This window comes from Parasphingorhabdus sp. NYA22, from assembly GCF_976973735.1.
On the sequence record NZ_OZ333477.1, the window covers coordinates 644,662 to 662,201 of the forward strand.

16 protein-coding genes are annotated in these 17,540 nt (G+C 57.9%); 13 read left to right on the forward strand and 3 right to left on the reverse strand.

The window, feature by feature from the left end:
• Window positions 1–157 precede the first annotated feature (157 nt).
• The 7 genes from ACWFTY_RS03140 to ACWFTY_RS03170 all read left to right on the forward strand — a co-directional run bounded on the left by ACWFTY_RS03140 (window position 158) and on the right by ACWFTY_RS03170 (window position 6,806).
• Entirely contained in the window at window positions 158–2,932 is a 2,775-nt protein-coding gene (locus ACWFTY_RS03140) for a helicase-related protein (protein WP_447525943.1), read from the forward strand.
• 9 nt (window positions 2,933–2,941) lie between these two features.
• Complete coding sequence (locus ACWFTY_RS03145) at window positions 2,942–3,244, forward strand: RNA-binding S4 domain-containing protein (RefSeq protein WP_447525944.1); 303 nt, start codon at window positions 2,942–2,944, stop codon at window positions 3,242–3,244.
• A gap of 102 nt (window positions 3,245–3,346) precedes the next feature.
• Window positions 3,347–3,685, forward strand: a complete 339-nt coding sequence (gene fdxA, locus ACWFTY_RS03150; protein WP_447525945.1) for a ferredoxin FdxA — start codon at window positions 3,347–3,349, stop codon at window positions 3,683–3,685.
• Between the two features lie 298 nt (window positions 3,686–3,983).
• Entirely contained in the window at window positions 3,984–4,514 is a 531-nt protein-coding gene (locus ACWFTY_RS03155) for a CarD family transcriptional regulator (RefSeq protein WP_339825391.1), read from the forward strand.
• A 151-nt stretch (window positions 4,515–4,665) separates the two neighbouring features.
• The gene (locus ACWFTY_RS03160; protein WP_447525946.1) at window positions 4,666–5,415 is read left to right on the forward strand and encodes a head GIN domain-containing protein; all 750 of its coding nucleotides are present in this window, start codon (window positions 4,666–4,668) and stop codon (window positions 5,413–5,415) included.
• A 45-nt stretch (window positions 5,416–5,460) separates the two neighbouring features.
• Entirely contained in the window at window positions 5,461–6,102 is a 642-nt protein-coding gene (locus ACWFTY_RS03165) for a class I SAM-dependent methyltransferase (protein WP_447525947.1), read from the forward strand.
• Window positions 6,099–6,806 (forward strand): GIN domain-containing protein, encoded by a 708-nt coding sequence (locus tag ACWFTY_RS03170; RefSeq protein WP_447525948.1) that lies wholly within the window; start codon window positions 6,099–6,101, stop codon window positions 6,804–6,806. Before ACWFTY_RS03165 ends, ACWFTY_RS03170 begins: the two co-directional genes overlap by 4 nt.
• A gap of 3 nt (window positions 6,807–6,809) precedes the next feature.
• Here the strand turns inward: ACWFTY_RS03170 and ACWFTY_RS03175 are convergent, their stop codons facing one another.
• Complete coding sequence (locus ACWFTY_RS03175; RefSeq protein WP_447525949.1) at window positions 6,810–7,019, reverse strand: hypothetical protein; 210 nt, start codon at window positions 7,017–7,019, stop codon at window positions 6,810–6,812.
• A gap of 162 nt (window positions 7,020–7,181) precedes the next feature.
• On the opposite strand from ACWFTY_RS03175, the gene ACWFTY_RS03180 reads away from it, so the two are divergent.
• Window positions 7,182–7,385 (forward strand): hypothetical protein, encoded by a 204-nt coding sequence (locus ACWFTY_RS03180; protein ID WP_447525950.1) that lies wholly within the window; start codon window positions 7,182–7,184, stop codon window positions 7,383–7,385.
• Window positions 7,386–7,436: 51 nt separating this feature from the next.
• Window positions 7,437–8,795: a PQQ-dependent sugar dehydrogenase gene (locus ACWFTY_RS03185; RefSeq protein ID WP_447525951.1), complete on the forward strand. Its 1,359-nt coding sequence runs from the start codon at window positions 7,437–7,439 to the stop codon at window positions 8,793–8,795.
• Between the two features lie 2 nt (window positions 8,796–8,797).
• Here ACWFTY_RS03185 and ACWFTY_RS03190 read toward each other — a convergent pair whose 3' ends face one another.
• Both ACWFTY_RS03190 and ACWFTY_RS03195 read right to left on the reverse strand, forming a co-directional pair.
• Window positions 8,798–9,628, reverse strand: a complete 831-nt coding sequence (locus ACWFTY_RS03190; RefSeq protein ID WP_447525952.1) for an ATP-binding protein — start codon at window positions 9,626–9,628, stop codon at window positions 8,798–8,800.
• Window positions 9,629–9,630: 2 nt separating this feature from the next.
• A complete protein-coding gene (locus tag ACWFTY_RS03195; protein WP_447525953.1) occupies window positions 9,631–11,382 on the reverse strand; it encodes an acyl-CoA dehydrogenase in 1,752 nt (583 codons plus the stop codon).
• A gap of 52 nt (window positions 11,383–11,434) precedes the next feature.
• On the opposite strand from ACWFTY_RS03195, the gene ACWFTY_RS03200 reads away from it, so the two are divergent.
• The 4 genes from ACWFTY_RS03200 to ACWFTY_RS03215 all read left to right on the forward strand — a co-directional run bounded on the left by ACWFTY_RS03200 (window position 11,435) and on the right by ACWFTY_RS03215 (window position 17,534).
• Window positions 11,435–12,394: an L-threonylcarbamoyladenylate synthase gene (locus ACWFTY_RS03200; RefSeq protein ID WP_447525954.1), complete on the forward strand. Its 960-nt coding sequence runs from the start codon at window positions 11,435–11,437 to the stop codon at window positions 12,392–12,394.
• A gap of 115 nt (window positions 12,395–12,509) precedes the next feature.
• A complete protein-coding gene (aqpZ, locus tag ACWFTY_RS03205; RefSeq protein WP_447525955.1) occupies window positions 12,510–13,232 on the forward strand; it encodes an aquaporin Z in 723 nt (240 codons plus the stop codon).
• Window positions 13,233–13,367: 135 nt separating this feature from the next.
• A complete protein-coding gene (locus ACWFTY_RS03210) occupies window positions 13,368–14,420 on the forward strand; it encodes an efflux RND transporter periplasmic adaptor subunit (RefSeq protein ID WP_447525956.1) in 1,053 nt (350 codons plus the stop codon).
• Between the two features lie 36 nt (window positions 14,421–14,456).
• Window positions 14,457–17,534: an efflux RND transporter permease subunit gene (locus ACWFTY_RS03215; protein WP_447525957.1), complete on the forward strand. Its 3,078-nt coding sequence runs from the start codon at window positions 14,457–14,459 to the stop codon at window positions 17,532–17,534.
• Window positions 17,535–17,540 lie beyond the last annotated feature (6 nt).

The window sequence follows — 17,540 nt, forward strand, 5'->3', positions numbered from 1 at the left end:
AACCTCTGTGCAGGAACTTGGTTAAAGTCAAATTAAGCCGCCGTGCAGGCGGTTTACATGCGGTGAAACGTGTAAAAGCACGGCTATCCGGTCCGCACCTGCGCTTTTTGATTCAAGCCCCTTGCAACTGCGCGCCTGATCGGCTGTTGTACAGATAATGTCCCGGTTCTCTCAGTCGTCTCTTGTCGCCGTCCTCGGCCCGACCAACACCGGCAAAACCCATCTTGCCATCGAACGCATGTGTGCCCATTCCAGCGGGATGATCGGATTTCCGCTGCGCTTGCTGGCACGGGAAGTCTATGACCGCGTGGTGGCGCTGAAAGGGGCGAACCGCGTGGCCTTGGTCACCGGCGAAGAAAAAATCATCCCGAAAGACGCGCAGTGGTATCTGTGCACCGCAGAAGCCATGCCGATGGACCGCGAATTTGCCTTTGTCGCAATCGACGAGGCTCAAATCGGCATCGATCCCGAGCGCGGCCATATATTTACCGACCGGATGCTGCACGTGCGGGGCCGTGAAGAAACCATGATCCTCGGATCGGAAAGCCTGCGGCCGCTGATCGAGGCATTGCTGCCCGATGCGGAGATTGTCACCCGGCCGCGTTTTTCCACCCTGAGCTATGCCGGACCGCGCAAGCTATCCCGACTGCCACGCCGGTCGGCGATTGTCGCCTTCTCGCTGGAAGATGTCTACGCGATCGCCGAAATGCTGCGGCGCCAGCATGGCGGCGCGGCGATCGTCATGGGGTCCTTGTCGCCACAGACCCGCAATGCACAGGTAAAAATGTATCAGGATGGCGAGGTCGACTATCTCGTCGCCACCGATGCGATCGGCATGGGGCTGAATCTCGATGTCACCCATGTTGCTTTTGCCGCGCTGAAGAAATTTGACGGCCGCCGCCGCCGGCAGCTCACCCTCGCCGAAATCGGGCAGATTGCCGGGCGCGCTGGACGTCACCAGAAAGACGGCAGTTTCGGGGTGCTGACCGGGCTCGCCACGTCGGACGAACTGCAGCCGGAAGATATCGAAAATCTCGAATCGCATCGCTTCCCGAAGCTGGAATGGCTCTACTGGCGCAATGCCGAACCGGATTTCGGTTCGGTCAACCGGCTGATCCGGTCGCTGGAGGAAGCGCCGCAAGGCCGGCGATTGCACGCGGCACCGGAAGCGGTCGATCTGGCGGTGTTGAAACGGTTAGCGCAGGATCAGGCCGTGGCCGGTCATGCCCTGTCACCGGACAAGATACGCCTGCTCTGGGAGGCGGCCTGCATTCCCGATTTTCGCAAGGTCGGCGCCGATCATCAGGCGCGCTTTGTCGCTTCGCTCTGGCCGCATCTCGCCAGCGGATCGGGTCGCATTCCCCACGCCAGAATGGCTCAAGAAATATCGCGACTCGAAAATGTTCAGGGCGATATTGCGACACTGGGCGCACGGATCGCGGCCGCCCGCAGCTGGAGCTATATCGCGCAGAAATCCCGCTGGGTGGAGCAGCCGGAAGCAATGATCGACCGCACCCGCGCGCTGGAGTCCAAGCTGAGCGATGCGATGCACAGCCAGTTGACCCAGCGTTTCGTCGACAAACGGACACGGGTGTTGATGCGCGGTCTGCTCAAAGATATGTTGCATCAGGATGTCGTCGTCGATGATGATGGCAAGGTCCTGGTCGAGGGACAGGAAATAGGAACACTCAAGGGCTTTCAATTTGTCGTGCCATCCGATAGCCGGAGAGAAGATCGAAAAATGCTGCTGGCCGCGGCAGAAAGATATTTGGGACGGATTATGACGGATAATGCAGACGCTCTTGCCAAGGCACCGGACACCGTTCTGGAGCTGGTTCCCGACGCCGCCGGGCAACCGGCGATTCTCTGGGGCGATAGCCGGCTAGCGGTCCTCGCCAAGGGCAAGACTCTCTTGCAACCCGAGATCAAGTTCGACCGCTCGATCAAGGACATGACCTCCGAGGACAGCCAGAAGGTGATGGACCGGGTCAAGGCCTGGGTCGATGCGATGAAGGCCAAGCATCTGCAGGGACTGGTAAAAATTGACGCGCTGGCCAACGAGCCGGAAACCCCGCCGGCGGTGCGCGCGCTGTTTGCGCAAATTGTCGATGCGGGCGGGATTCTCTCGCGGCGCGAAATAGATCAGGCTGTCCGCGCCCTGGACAATGATATGCGCGGCCATGCTCGGCGCGCTGGCCTGGTATTTGGCGCGCTCGATATTTTCCATCACGCGCTGATGAAGCCGGGTGCGGTGCTCTGGCGGACTGCCCTGTTCTCAGCCTATGACGCACAGCCGATGATAGAGCAGGCGCCGGATAATGCCGTGCATCTCAAGGAAGGGAATTTCGCGGCTGTCGATCACGCCGCCCGGCTCGGTTTTCGCAAGATTACCGATGAATATGTGCGGGTAGACATGGTCGAACGGCTGGTGAAACAGGCCCATGAAGCCCGCAAGCAGGGCGCGGTTTTTGCCGTAGACCCGGCTTTGGCGACATCATTGGGCCTGTCGAAGGCCTGCCATGAAGCGCTGCTCGATCTGGCAGGATTTGTCAAAACCACCGACCAGCCGGCGCCGGTCGTGCCGCCAGTTGCCACCGACAGCGCGTCACCCGAGGCTGCTACTGCCGAGACGGAAGCGGTTGCGGAAAAGTCCGTTTCGCCAGAAGCTGAGCCGAGCGAGACTGTAGTGGCAGAGGCAGAGAAAGCTCCCGCTGAAGCCACACCCGATGCGGAAGAACCGGACGCGGCTGTGCAATATTGGCGCTGGAAGGGCATGGCGCGCAAGAAGAACCAGAGCCAGTTCAAACCCCGTGAAAAGCACCAGAAAAAGGGTACAGGTGCGCCGGTCAAACGCAAAGCGGAGCCTGTGCTCGCTACCGCAGGTGGAGCCTTTGCCGAACTGGCTGCGCTTCGGGACAGCATGAAAAAATAGGATGCAGGCTTGAACGGCAGAGCATCGGATCGCATCCCCGCAGCGCCTCCCGCGCTGCGGATCGACAAGCTGCTCTGGTATCTGCGCTTTGCCCATAACCGGATGATGGCGCGCAAGCTTGCAGAAAAAGGACATGTCCGGCTGAACGGCAGGCGGATCGAAAGAGGGCATGTCAAGGTTCGGCAGGACGACATTCTCACGGTCCCGCAGGGCAATGACGTGCATGTGATTCGCATCATCGCGCTGCCGCAACGCCGCAGCAGCGCTTTGCAGGCGCAATCCTGTTATGAGATATTACAGACTGGTAATTGAAATAGCGGCCAAACCAACTGTTGACGTGTCAGAAATTGCGCAATAGCTAGGACAAATCTGCCGCCCTGAATGGCGGGCTGGTATTGGGGAGTTTAAGACCAGATGACCTACGTTGTTACCGAAGACTGTATCAAATGCAAATATATGGACTGCGTAGAAGTTTGTCCGGTGGACTGCTTTTACGAAGGCGACAACATGCTGGTCATCAACCCCAGCGAGTGCATCGATTGCGGTGTTTGTGAACCCGAATGCCCGGCCGAGGCGATTCTGCCCGACACCGAAGACGGTCTGGAAAAATGGCTCGAGGTAAACACCAAATTTTCCGAAGAATGGCCGAATATCACGGTTAGCCGCGATCCACCGGCCGATGCTGAAGAGTATAAGGGCATGGAAGGCAAGTTCGAAGCCTTCTTCTCCGAGAAACCTGGGCAGGGCGATTAATTTCGGACTCTAGCTGGCCTTTCCTTCGGTCATAGTTAATTTGCTGCACTGCGACGAAGAAATGCCAAGCACCGAATGCCTGAAACCGGCATTTTCGGACAAGATCAGTTGTACAATGCAACGATAAATTGCTTTTTTGTGACGAATCTGCTACAGGTACATCACTTGGCGGCTGGACACCTGAGGAAGCGGGTGGTGTTCGGTCGTTAAATATATGTACGGAAGGGTTTTTTCGTCAAGTTGTACGAAATTCGAACGTTAGCAGCGTTCTTTTCCATTGATCCAAGAAAGGCTTTTTATGGCTGCGAATGTGCTGTCCTTTGATGTGGGCGATTATGTTGTTTATCCAAAACATGGCGTTGGCCGGGTTGTCGAACTGCAAAATGAAGAAATTGCAGGCATGCAACTCGAGCTTTATGTTTTGCGTTTTGAAAAAGAACGGATGACCTTGCGGGTTCCGACCAACAAGGCAGAAGGCGTCGGAATGCGCAAATTGTCCTCGGACAAAACGTTGCGCGAAGCTATGGAAACACTGAAAGCGAAGCCCAAGGTCAAGCGGTCGATGTGGTCGCGCCGGGCACAGGAATATGAAGCGAAGATCAATTCGGGCGATCTGGTATCGATTGCCGAAGTGACCCGCGATCTGTTCCGCGCCGATGACCAGCCGGAGCAAAGCTATTCCGAACGGCAGATTTTCGAAGCGGCATCCAGCCGCCTGGCTCGCGAACTGGCAGCTATGGAAGAAACCGACGAGCCGACGGCTCTGACGAAGATTCTCGAAATCCTCAATATTGCTGCGCCGCAATATTATGAAGTCAAAGAAGATTAATCGATAACGTTCCGGCGTTCGTCGAAATTCAAAAGGGGCTGGCACAGCGATGTGCGAGCCCCTTTTTCATGTCCGGAACAAAGCGAATTTTTAATTTGATCTCTTTCGGCCATAGGCGTATTAGTATGTTAATACAGCAACGGAGGCACGGATGAAGAAAATATTGTTTTTGGTACCGCTACTGGCGCTCGCGGCTTGCGAAGGCTCGATCGCCAACGCCGTCGGTGATGCCGCGTCCAGCACCGGTGGCAGCAGCTTTGCCGACGGTAGTCCTATCGGTAAAAGCGATAGCGATCCGGGTGCGTTCGAGGGCATAACCCTTGCCGGTCCCGACAATATCATCTTCACCACCGGTAGCGGCTATTCGATCCGGGCCGAGGGTGATGACGAGGCGGTCGAGCAATTGCGCTTCAAGATTTCCGGCGACGAGATCAAGATTGGTCGCGAAACTAACGGTCTGTCCTGGGGCGATAGCGGTGCCGCGACGATTTACATCAGCGCACCCGCTTTGCGGAGTGCCAAGCTGGCTGGTTCGGGTGATATGGAAATTGACGCGATGACCACCGAGTCCACGAAATTGAGCATAGCCGGTTCGGGCAATATCCGCGTCGCCAGAGTAGAAACGGCTTCGCTGAATTCCAAGGTCGCCGGATCGGGCAATCTGATTCTGGCCGGCAAGGCTGAATCGATCGATATCTCGATCGCCGGTTCCGGTGATATTAGTGGCAAGGATCTCAACGCCGGCAGCGCCAGCATATCGGTCGCCGGTAGCGGCGATGTCGAGCTGTCTTCGGATGGATCGGTTGATGCGAAGGTCATGGGTTCCGGTGATGTCCGGATCCACGGCGATGCACAGTGCAAGTCGCGGTCTATGGGCTCTGGCGACATTATCTGCGACTGATCACGGAGCCATCAGGCTGAAATCGCTTGGCGATCTGTCACACATGTGGCAGATTCGCTGGTGATGCCGAATCTATGGGAAAAATATGCGGTTCCAAAGCTGATCCGCTATGCTTGTTCACAGCCTGAGGTGATGAAAGACCGCAGCCAGATCGTTCCAAAAGCCGACGGCGATGTGCTGGAGCTCGGCTGCGGCGGCGGGATCAATCTGCAATTTTATGACCGTTCGAAGGTCAATAAGCTGACCGGTCTCGATCCGTCGGCAGAATTGCTAGACTATACTCATCAGGAAGCAAGCGAACGCGGCCTCGACATGGAGATATGCGACGGCATCGGTGAAGCCATGCCCTTTGCCGATGCCAGCTTCGACACGGTGCTGACCACTTTCACGCTCTGCTCGGTGCAGGACGGGCAGCAGGTGCTTTCGGAAATGCGGCGGGTCTTGAAACCGGGCGGCAAGATCCTGTTCCTCGAACATGGCAGAGCGCCCGACAAGGGGCCGGAAAAATGGCAGCGGCGTATTGAGCCGGTCTGGAAACATATCGCTGGCGGTTGTCACCTGCACCGGCCGGTGGCGAAATTGATCGAAGCCAATGGCTATACGCTAACGGCAAATGAAGGCCATTATGCACCGAAGACGCCGCGCTGGCTCGGCTGGATGGAATTTGGCGAGGCGCGGCCAACATGAGGTTCCTCTCGATAGTGCTGCTGGCCGCTGCCTTGCTGCTGCCAGCGGTGGCAGAGGCTGCGGAACGACAATTCTCCCTGTTCGGCTTTGACGATATCCGGATCGGCAATGGCGTTAACGTGATACTGACGTCGGGCAAAGGCCCGTCGGCCCGGGCGGAAGGCGAGACCCGCGAACTTCTGGACCGGGTTTCGCTGCAAAAAAACGGCAAGCAGTTGATCGTGTCGGTGCGGCCCAAGTCGCTGAACGGTGATAATTATGATGGTGACGGGCCGGTCACCCTATATCTCAGCAGCTACGCCATCAGCAATATCTCGCATCTCGGATCAGGCCGGGTGACGCTCGACAAATTATCCGGCCGCACCCCGCGCGTTCGGCTCGGCGGCTTTGGCACATTGCAAATTGATGCGGTTGATGCGGACCGGCTGGATTTGGCAATGACCGGCGGTGGTCAGGTAACCATGGCTGGCAAGGTTCGTGACGCGCGGGTCGAACTGCAAGGGGCCAGCATGTTTGAAAGCCCGGAGCTGACTGTCGAAAAACTCACGCTCATCCAGCGCGGCCCGGCAAGCAGCCAGATGGAGGTGACGCGGGAGGCGATTATAACCAATAATGGCACCGGCCGAATCAATATTGCCGGAAGGCCCAATTGCACGGTCAGAACAGACGGGGCTGCCAGTATCGTCTGCAACCCCGATCGATAGCGCCTAGTGCACGGTGCCGACCGACTGGTCGATTGACAGCAAGATGCACAGCCGTTCGACTTGCCGCCATTTGCAATAATGAAGATGGTTGCCCAGCGACCGGCTCTTGTCGGCGCGATTGGCTGCTTCCAGACCGGCTTCCTCGCCATAGTTGGTGATCAGCCGTTCGGCATCGCTGTAATGGGTGGAGTCAATGAATACGGGTAATTGCATTAATGGCTCCTGTTGCCGGAGGCTTCTTCGCCTCCAACCTGACCGTGACTTCTACTGTGGACCGGTGGAAATATCTTCAAAAGCTAGGGTTACCAGAATGTTAATCATAAGTTCGTTGGGAAGCTCTGGTCATGCGCTCTGTTGTGGTTTAGGGCTCCGGTCATGAATCCTGAAAACTCAGAACATGCTTCCAATTCTTCCGGCGATGGTTCGAAAAATCGCAATGGCGGCGGTGTCTTCATTGCGATTGGCGCGATTGTCGGCGCTTTTGTTGGCGGCTATATGGGGCAGCCGTCTGCCGGTTTACTGGCCGGGCTGGCGCTTGGCGTGCTGGCGGCGCTGCTGATCTGGTGGAAAGGCCGCTGAGCATTTCAGACCGCGCTTGTCAGGACGATTCACGCCACCTATTATCGGTTCATGCTGAAACATATTAGAAATATCGCAATTCTGCTTATCGTCCTCGGGGTCGGCGCAGGATATTATTTCACCCGTGGCGATACCGCCCGCTTGCCACTCGAGGCGACCACCGGCGTGGAACCGGATCTGACCAGTGTCCGTACGGAAAAATTCCCGACCATCAATATTGCAAAAGCAGAGCCCTGGGGCGAGGGCGAGGGCCCGGTTGCAGCCGAAGGCCTTGTGGTAGAGCGCTTCGCCGAGGGACTGGATCACCCGCGCAGCATGTTCCGCCTGCCCAACGGAGATCTGCTGGTAGCGGAAACCAACAGCCCGCCGCGCACCAACAAGGGCATCGAAGGCTGGGTCATGCGCAATCTGATGAGCAAGGCCGGAGCGGGAACCGAATCGGCGAACCGGATCAGCCTGCTGCGCGACAGCAACAAGGACGGCAAGGTTGACGAGACATTCGCCTTTCTGGAAAATCTCAACTCGCCGTTCGGCATGGCGCTGATCGATGGCACGCTCTATGTCGCCAATACCGACGCAGTCTATGCCTATCCCTATGTTGAAGGCGATACGAAAATCACCGCCGAGGGCCGCAAGGTTGCCAATCTGAATGCCAGGGCACCGAATAATCACTGGACCCGCGATCTTCTCGCCAGCGATGACGGCAAATATCTCTATATCTCCGTCGGTTCGAACAGCAATATCGGCGAAAACGGCATGGACATCGAAAAACAGCGTGCTGCCATCTTGCGGGTTGAACTCGCGACCAACAAGAAGACCATCTATGCCGATGGCATGCGCAATCCGGTGGGCATGGCCTATTTGCCGGGCACCGACAAATTCTATGCCGTGGTCAACGAGCGCGACATGCTCGGCAGCGACATGGTGCCGGACTATCTCACCGAAGTACGCTGGGGTGCGCATTACGGCTGGCCTTGGCATTTCTGGGGCGGCAATGTCGACCCGCGTGTCGATCCGAAAAACCTCGACCACCGGCAATATGAACGTCGGCCGGATTATGCCCTGGGCGCGCATGTCGCGCCGCTGGGCCTAGCTTTCTCCCATGGCCAGGCGCTGGGCAAGCCATTTGCCTCCGGTGCGATCGTCGCGCGCCATGGTTCGTGGAACCGTCAGCCGCTCTCCGGCTATGATGTCGTCTATGTCAATTTCAACCAGCGCGGCGAGCCGGAAGGCAAGCCTTCAACGATCCTGAGTGGATTTGTCGACGATGAAAAAATGGCTCGCGGTCGTCCGGCAATGGTCGCCTTTGACCAGACCGGTGCATTGCTGGTTAGTGACGATGTCGGCGGAATTATCTGGCGGGTCTCGCGCAAAGGCGCTGCCAAACCGGCCGCAGCGGCAGAGAAATAGGCTTAGGCCAGAAACTTGTCGGCGCGACCGGCCAGTTCGACAATATATTGCCATGCCACCCGGCCCGACCGGCTGCCGCGCTGTTTCGCCCATAGCAGAGCATCGTCGCGATCATAGTCCAGGCCATGGGTCTCGGCATAGCGGGCGATGATCGCAAGATAATCATCCTGCGATGCGGCGTGAAAGCCCAGCCGCAAGCCGAAACGATCGGACAGTGCCAGTTGGTCATCGACCGCGTCACGCGGGTTAACCGGATCATCCTGTTCGCTCATCTGGCGCGATACGATGTGGCGCCGGTTAGAGGTGATGTATAGGCGGACATTGGCGGGCCGCTGGCTCGCTCCGCCTTCCAGCATCGAGCGGAGTGTACGCGGTTCGCCGCTGCCTTCGGAAAACCCGATGTCGTCGATGAAGATAATGAAGCTCCGCTTGGTCGAAGCGAGTAGTTCGAATAGAGCCGGCAGCGTCTCCAGATGATCCGACGGTGCCTCTATCAGCGCAATATCTTTGCCTTGCGCCTGCAACGCCCGGACCACCGATTTGGCGAGCGCCGATTTACCCATCCCGCGAGACCCCCAGAGCAGCACATCATGGGCTGCATGGCCCTGTGCATGGCGGCTTGTATTATCGAGCAAGCGGCTCTTTTGCGGATCAATGCCGGTGAGCAGATCGATATCGGTCGGCTGGAACGGGGCAATCCTCTTGGGAGTACGCCCGTCCCACAGAAACGCGTCGCCCGATGACAGATCAACAGGGTTGGCGGCTGGCGGGGCCAGACGTTCGAGCGCATTGGCTATGCGTTCCAGCACATCCTTATTGTTTTCGTCAGTCACGATCAGCCAGCCAGCTCGGCACTGCTCAGGCTGTATAATATATCGGCGCCGCCCATGGCTGCGGCTTTCAGGCCGAGCGCTTCCGGTACCAGATGGTCGAGATAATAGCGTGTGGTTACCAGCTTGGCCTTGAGGAACCTGTCATCGCCTCCGGCCAGTTCCGCGGTCGCAATCCGGTGTTGCTTTTTCATCAGCATGCCGCAGGTCGCGGTCGCCAACATCGTCATGAAGGCATAGCTGCCAGCCAGCCGGTCATCGATCGACGCATCGCCGCTGGCCATCCACTGCCTGATATGTTCGCAGGTGTCGGCCAGTGCTAGCAGGTTTTCTTCGCCTTCGGCCTCCGCGCGGATTTCGGAGATCAGCGCTGTCATCGCCTCGCCGCCATCCAGACCCAATTTCCGGCCGACCAGATCGGCGGCCTGAATGCCGTTGGTGCCTTCGTAGATCGGTGCGATCCGCGCATCGCGGAAATGCTGGCCGGCACCGGTCTCCTCGATGAAGCCCATGCCGCCATGTACCTGCACGCCGAGCGAGGCGACTTCATTGCCAATGTCGGTGCCATAGCCTTTGATCAGTGGGGTCAGGATTTCGGCGCGGGACTTGGCCCCTTCGATGCCGAGGGTGGCACGGTCGACACTCGAGGTTGCATAATAGAGCAGGGCGCGGGCTGCTTGCGTCAGGGCCTTCGAGCGCAACAGCATCCGCCGCACATCGGGATGTTCGATAATCGCCACCGGTTCCTTGTTGCCGCTTCCGGCACGGGCCGACTGGACCCGTTCCGTGGCATAATGGCTGGCTTGCTGGGTCGCCCGTTCGGCGATCTGCACGCCTTGCGAACCGACGTTGATGCGAGCGTTGTTCATCATTGTGAACATCGCCTTCATGCCGCCAAATTCGCCGCCGATCATTTCGCCGATACACTCGCCCTGCTCGCCATAAGCCATGACGCAGGTTGGTGAGGCGTGGATACCGATCTTGTGCTCGATCGAGACACAGGTCACGTCATTGGGTGCGCCGGGCTTGCCGTCCGCATCAAGATGAAATTTGGGGACGATGAACAGAGAAATGCCGCGCGTTCCCTCCGGCGCTCCCGGTGTACGGGCGAGCACCAGATGGACGATATTGTCGGTCAGATCATGTTCGCCAAAGGTGATATAGATTTTCTGACCCTTGATCCGGTATTTGCCAGCATGTTCGCCCTCGGTAATCGGCTCTGCGGTAGAGCGCAGGGCGCCGACATCGGAGCCAGCCTGCGGCTCGGTGAGGTTCATTGTGCCCGTCCATGCACCTGAAATTAGATTGGGCAGATATTGGGCTTTCTGCTCGTCCGATCCGTGAACGTGGATTGCCTCGATCGCACCGAAGCTCAGCATCGGGCAAAGGGTGAAAGCAAAATTGGCCGCTCCGCAAGTTTCGAGAATCAGCGCCGACAATGAATAGGGCAGGCCTTGGCCGCCAAAATCTTCTGGTCCGTCGATCGATGCCCAGCCGCCTTCTACGAACTGCGCATAAGCTTCCTTATAACCGTCCGGCATGGTCACGCTGCCGTCGTTCCAGCGCGCACCAACGGTGTCGCCAATCCGGTTGAGCGGCGCAAATTCGCCTGCGGCAAATTGACCTATGCCTTCGACAATCGCCTCGACCATATCCTCGCTCGCACCGGCAAAGCGATCATGGCTCGCCAGTTCGCCGATATCGGCGATATGTTTGAGTACAAAATTCTGTTCGCGACCGGGGGCTGTAAAAGTCATCAATTTGCTATCCGTTGTTGCCTGAATTTACGCTGGGCTATAGCGCAGGGCCATGTCCGGCTCAAATGATCATATTGACGGTGAAGCGCGCCGCTACGGCACAGCGACGATTGGCGAAGCTGCCACCCGCTTGCGCGAGGGCGGACTGGTCGCGGTGCCCACTGAAACTGTTTACGGTCTGGCCGCCGATTCGACCAACGCAGCGGCGGTGGCGGAGATTTACCGGACCAAGGGCCGCCCGGATTTCAACCCGCTGATCGTCCATGTTCCGGATCTGGCAGCGGCCAGAAAACTGGGGCGATTCGATGATCTCTCGGTCTTGTTTGCTGAGGCCCTGTGGCCCGGGCCGTTGACCATCGTCGTCCCGAAGGCTGCAAACTGCCCGGTCACTGCTGCCGTTACTGCTGGTCTGGACACGATTGCCCTGCGTTGCCCTGCGCATCCGGTGATGCGCGAATTGCTCAAAGAATCGGGACTGTTTCTCGCAGCCCCTTCGGCCAACCGCAGCGGCGGGATCAGCCCGACCACAGCGGACCATGTCGCGCGCAGTCTGGGCGGGAAAGCACCGATAATATTGGATGGCGGTCCGTGCGAGCAGGGCATCGAGTCGACGATCATCGCAATTGCGAACGGGAATTTCCGAATTTTGCGGCCTGGCCCGATTACGCAGGCGCAACTGGAAGCCATCGCTGGCAAACCATCAATATTGGCAGAAATTGGAAAAATCGAGGCGCCGGGACAGATGTTGTCGCATTATGCGCCGTCGAAACCGCTACGCCTCAATGCGATAACCGCCGCCCCGGATGAATATCATATCGGCTTTGGACCGGTATCGGGGCACCGGAACCTGTCGCCGCTGTCAGACCTCGCAGAGGCCGCCAGCCTTTTGTTCGCCGCGCTCCACGATGCAGACGCGAGCGGGAAGCCCCGAATTGCCGTGGCCCCTGTTCCCGAGGAGGGCATCGGTATCGCGTTGAATGATCGCCTGAGCCGTGCGGCAACCCCGGAATAGCGTGGCGTTTACATAGTATTACAGGTCGCCACCTTGGTGGAACTGCCGCTTTGCGATAAAGTCTAAATGGTTGGCGGCGAAGGACGCTGCAAACCGGAGCGAGGGGTAAGATATTATGACAGCATTGCAAAAATCTTTGGCTGAATTTCTGGGGACATTCTGGCTTGTTTTTGGCGGGTGCGGTAGCGCAGTGATATCCGCTGCTTTCCCGGAAGTCGGGATTGGTCTGCTTGGCGTATCTCTCGCTTTCGGACTGACGGTCGTCACAATGGCATATGCGATCGGCCATATCAGCGGGTGCCATCTAAACCCTGCTGTCACCATCGGCCTGTGGATGGGCGGGCGCTTTCCGGCCCATGAAATTCCGGTGTATATTATCGCACAGGTTACAGGCGCAGTCGCTGCCTCCGCCGCGCTTTATCTGATTGCTTCGGGCAATGCGGATTATAATATTGCGGTAAACGGTCTGGCGTCCAACGGCGTCGGCGAGCATTCGCCCGGTGGATATGCAATGGCAGCCGGGATCGCGATCGAGGTCTTGCTGACCTTTTTCTTCCTGATGATCATTCTCGGTGCGACCGATGGCCGGGCACCGGCAGGTTTCGCGCCCTTGGCAATCGGCCTGGGACTGACGCTGATCCATCTGATCAGCATTCCGGTGACCAACACTTCGGTTAATCCTGCGAGAAGCTCAGGTCCCGCGTTGATCGAGGGCGGAATCGCACTGACCCAATTGTGGGTATTCTGGGTGGCGCCCATTGCCGGGGCCATATTGGCAGGTATCGTCTACAAGGTCATGGGTGGATCCGGCCAAGAGATCGTCGGCACAGAAAGTTAACACTGACTCTTTAATAACACATTTGGAGGGCTGGGTTTAATAATCCGGCCCTTTTTGGTTTGAATTCACAATTTTCTATTGGTCCGCGCCCGATAGCGACTTAAGACAAATTCATTAGGGGTGGTAGTGCGCAACATGACGCTTGGCAGAACGATAATATCGATTTTGGGCGGTCTGGTTTTTATGACCGGATGCAGCGTCAGCGAACCAGAAGCAAAACCCAAGTCAACCGATCCGATTCCGGCAGCCGTGACAACGGTCCAGCCAGCCAGCGAGAGCGAGACCCTGAATGCCGCCGGTACCGTCCGGTTGCGCCGGGAAACGGCGCTGGGTTTTACCACCGGCGGAAAAGTCGCGTCGGTCCGTTACGAAGAAGGCGACAGAGTGAAGCGCGGTGCGATTCTCGCCGCTCTGGATAACAGCACGGTTGCCGCGGACCTTAGCGCCGCGCGTGCCGAACGCGATCGTGCCGAAGCGGAATATGGTCGTATCGAGAAATTGTTCAAAGAAGGCTGGGTAACAAAATCCCGGCTCGAACAATCGGAAGCGGCCGCGCGCGCAGCTCGGGCCCGCATCGAGGCGACGGAGTTTGCCAGCCGCACTTCCTATATCCGCGCACCGAGCAGCGGCATCATCCTGTCCCGGAATATTGACGCAGGTCAAATTGTGACCGCCGGCATGACCGCGATGGTGCTGGGCGAAATCGACAAGGGCTTTGTGCTGCGGGTTCCGATGACCGACTCCGACGCTGGTCGTATAAACGTCGGTATGCCGGCTAAAGTGCTGCTGTCCGCCGTCTCCAAAACGCCGCTTGATGCCGTGGTCAGCGAAAAGGACGGGCGGGCGGATGCGCGGACCGGGACCTTCGAAGTGAATTTCCTGCTTCCGGCCGGCGACCGTTTGCGTTCCGGTCAATTGGGTATGGTCGAAGTACAAGTGTCCCGCGAGGCCGAGGCTACCTTCGCGATCCCCGCCAATGCGATATTCGGTGTTCGCACCGGTGAAGGCCTGGTGTTCGTGGTGGATGATAAAAACCGGGTGAAGCAACGCAATGTCCAGATTGGCAAATTGGCCGACAAACACCTCGAAATTCTGTCTGGACTGACGGAAGGGGAAGTCATTGTGACTCGCGGTGTCGAGAAGCTGCGGGATGGCGATTTGATCAAGCCCATCCGGGCAGCGCGATGACGGCGCTTTTGAATCAGGAGGATCGTCGGGCCTGATATGCTTGCCCGGTTCGTCATTTCCCGCTGGCAACTCAGCCTTGTTTTATTCACCCTTCTGGTTGTGCTGGGCCTTACTGCATTCAATAATATTCCCCGGGCTGTTGATGCCCATTTTCCCATTCCCGCTGTCAAGATCATCGCGATCCAGCCCGGCGCCGATGCGCAGGAAATGGAAGAAACGGTCGCCAAGCCGATTGAAGAAGTCGTTCAGGGGCTGGACGATATTGTCGAAGTCCGGTCGACCAGCACTGACGGCGGCACCTCCATATCCGTTGAATTCAGCGAATGGTCGGGTGACGTTGACGGCTATTTCGATGACGTCGTACGCGAAGTCTCCGCGATCCGCGATCAGCTTCCCCCGGAATTGCAGAAGCTTGAATATCGCAAGATCCGGACGACCGAAGCTGCGGTCATGCAAGTGGCTTTGGTCAGTGAAACCGCTTCCTGGCGACGGATGGAAAAATATGCGGACGATATGGTGGATGTCTTCACGCGTAATGCTGGCGTTCGGGAATCGCGGATTTTTGGCCTGCCGCAGCCGGAAGTCAGCGTCGAAGTCCGGCCGGACCGCCTGTCCGAACTGCGCGTTCCCTCCAGCGCAATTGCCGATGCTGTGCGTGAGGGCGGTGCCGATATTCCTGGCGGTGCCGTACAGAGCGGAGAACGAAGATTAAACGTCGAAGCTGGCGGTGCATTCCGAAGCCTCGATGCCATTCGGGGATTGCCACTGCGGGCGTCGGACGGGTCGCTGTTGACCGTTGGCGATGTCGCCGAAGTAAGCTGGGGTGCCGAGGAACAGATTTACCGGACCCGGCATAATGGCCAGCGCGCCGTGTTTCTCACGGTGACGCAAAAAGACGGCGTTGACGTCACACGGCTGAAGAACGAGCTGGACATCGAACTGGAGCTCCAGCGTTCAATTCTGCCGCCCGACATCAAGCTGGTCATGCAGTTCGACCAGAGCCGCGATGTGAAACGGCGATTGAGCGAATTGGCGCGCGACTTCACGATCGCCATTGCCTTGGTCATATTCACGCTGCTTCCGCTTGGCTTTCGATCCTCGGCGATCGTCATGATATCGATCCCGCTGTCGCTCGCCTCCGGTCTGCTGGTTCTTTATGCGATGGGATATAATCTCAGCCAGCTCTCCATAGCGGGTTTCATTGTATCTCTGGGCTTGCTGGTAGACGACAGCATCGTTGTGACAGAAAATATCGCGCGGCATTTGCGCATGGGCAAGACGCGTACGCAGGCGGCGATTGATGCCAGTCTGGAAATCCGCGCAGCGGTGATCGGATCTACTGCTGTTCTTGTGCTGGCCTTTGTACCCTTGCTCTTTCTGCCTGGTGGTGCCGGAGCCTATACCAAGTCCTTCTTCATCGCCATTATCGCGACCGTGATTGCCTCGCTGCTGATCTCCCTGTCGCTGATTCCGTTTCTGGCCAGCCGGATGTTGCGGCGGGATGAAGACCCGGAAGGCAATCGGGCGCTGCGCTGGGTCAATGATAAAATCCAGCGGTTCTACCGGCCCTTTCTGCACATCGCTCTGGGCGCGCCGGTCAAGACGGTAGCGCTGGCTTTGACTTTGTGCCTGTCGGCATTCGCGCTTGTTCCGATATTGGGCTTTTCACTTTTTCCCTTTGCCGATGCACCCTATTTCCGGGTCGCGGTCGAAGCGGAGCAGGGGAGCAGTCTGGATCGAACAGATCAAATCGTTGCCGAAGTCACGAATATCCTGGAAACCGAACCCAGCATAAAAGTGCGGGCGGAGAATATCGGCAATGGCAATCCGCAGGTATTTTACAACGTCGGCCCCAAGGCCGAGCGCGTCAACTATGGTGAAGTGCTGGCCGTACTTGATAAATGGGACACAAGCGAAGGGCCGAAGATGATCGATCGGTTGCGCAAGCAACTCGACCAGATCGCCGGCGCTCGCGTGAAGATCGAACTTTTCCAGAATGGCACTCCGGTGGAAGCGCCAATCGTGATTCGGGTGGCAGGACCGGAACTGGACAAGCTCAAGCAACTGTCCGGCACGATTGCCGACGTCTTGCGGGAAACGCCTGGCGCGCGGGATATTGTCAATCCGGTGGAGACCGACAAGATCGATCTCGACATTGGTCTGAACGAAAAGAAAGCAGCACTGCTCAATATTCCGTCTGGCGAGCCGCGCCGTGCCATCCGGCTGGCGATCAGCGGCGAACGGGCGGCTTCCTTTCGCGATCAGGAAGGGGATGATTATCCGGTGACCGTCCGGTTCCCGTTCGAGGGCAGCCTACCGATGTCAGTGCTGGACAAGATCTATCTCGCCACACGGGCTGGAGATCCCGTGCCCCTGTCGCAGATAACCGATCCCAAGCTCACCAATGTTACGCCGCAAATCCAGCGCTACCAGCTGCAACGAACGGTGCTGGTTACGGCGCAAGTCAACTTCGGCGAAATCCCGTCGACCGTGAATGACCGCGCCGTCGAGCGGCTGGAGCAGATCAAATTTCCCGAAGGCTATACATGGTCGGTCGGCGGCGAGGCGGAGAAAATTGGCCAGACTTTCGGAGATTTCGGTCCCTTGATCATCACCGCTCTGATGCTGATTCTGGCGGTTCTGGTCGCCGAATTCCGGCGGTTTCGGGAAACGATTGTGGTTGCCGGTGTTATCCCGCTCGGGACCTTCGGCGGGCTTCTGGCGCTGTTGATTACCGGCAACTCACTGAGTGTCATGGCGATTATCGGCTTTATCGCGCTGATCGGCATCGAGATCAAAAACTCGATATTGCTGGTCGACTTTACGGCGCAATTGCGGGACCAGGGCATGGGATTGCGCGAAGCAATCGAGCGGGCCGGTGAAGTCCGTTTCCTGCCGGTATTGCTCACTTCCATCACCGCAATCGGCGGATTGACTCCGCTCGCGCTATGGGGCGGCGCATTATATGGACCGTTGGCGGCGATCATCATCGGCGGGCTGATCAGTTCGACCCTCTTGTCTCGCGTGGTCACACCCGCCATGTATCTTCTTGTCGCCAGGCGCGATGAAGCAAATAAGAACGTAAATAGCGGGGGCGATGCTGCCACCGCATAAAGGAGT

Coding starts and splice junctions, on each gene's coding strand:
- aqpZ (WP_447525955.1), top strand. CDS start 12,510: ATGACAGCATTGCAAAAATCTTTGGCTGAATTTCTGGGGACATTCTGG.
- ACWFTY_RS03140 (WP_447525943.1), top strand. CDS start 158: ATGTCCCGGTTCTCTCAGTCGTCTCTTGTCGCCGTCCTCGGCCCGACC.
- ACWFTY_RS03215 (WP_447525957.1), top strand. CDS start 14,457: ATGCTTGCCCGGTTCGTCATTTCCCGCTGGCAACTCAGCCTTGTTTTA.
- ACWFTY_RS03185 (WP_447525951.1), top strand. CDS start 7,437: ATGCTGAAACATATTAGAAATATCGCAATTCTGCTTATCGTCCTCGGG.
- ACWFTY_RS03155 (WP_339825391.1), top strand. CDS start 3,984: ATGGCTGCGAATGTGCTGTCCTTTGATGTGGGCGATTATGTTGTTTAT.
- ACWFTY_RS03210 (WP_447525956.1), top strand. CDS start 13,368: ATGACGCTTGGCAGAACGATAATATCGATTTTGGGCGGTCTGGTTTTT.
- fdxA (WP_447525945.1), top strand. CDS start 3,347: ATGACCTACGTTGTTACCGAAGACTGTATCAAATGCAAATATATGGAC.
- ACWFTY_RS03175 (WP_447525949.1), bottom strand. CDS start 7,019: ATGCAATTACCCGTATTCATTGACTCCACCCATTACAGCGATGCCGAA.
- ACWFTY_RS03160 (WP_447525946.1), top strand. CDS start 4,666: ATGAAGAAAATATTGTTTTTGGTACCGCTACTGGCGCTCGCGGCTTGC.
- ACWFTY_RS03200 (WP_447525954.1), top strand. CDS start 11,435: ATGTCCGGCTCAAATGATCATATTGACGGTGAAGCGCGCCGCTACGGC.
- ACWFTY_RS03170 (WP_447525948.1), top strand. CDS start 6,099: ATGAGGTTCCTCTCGATAGTGCTGCTGGCCGCTGCCTTGCTGCTGCCA.
- ACWFTY_RS03195 (WP_447525953.1), bottom strand. CDS start 11,382: ATGACTTTTACAGCCCCCGGTCGCGAACAGAATTTTGTACTCAAACAT.
- ACWFTY_RS03180 (WP_447525950.1), top strand. CDS start 7,182: ATGAATCCTGAAAACTCAGAACATGCTTCCAATTCTTCCGGCGATGGT.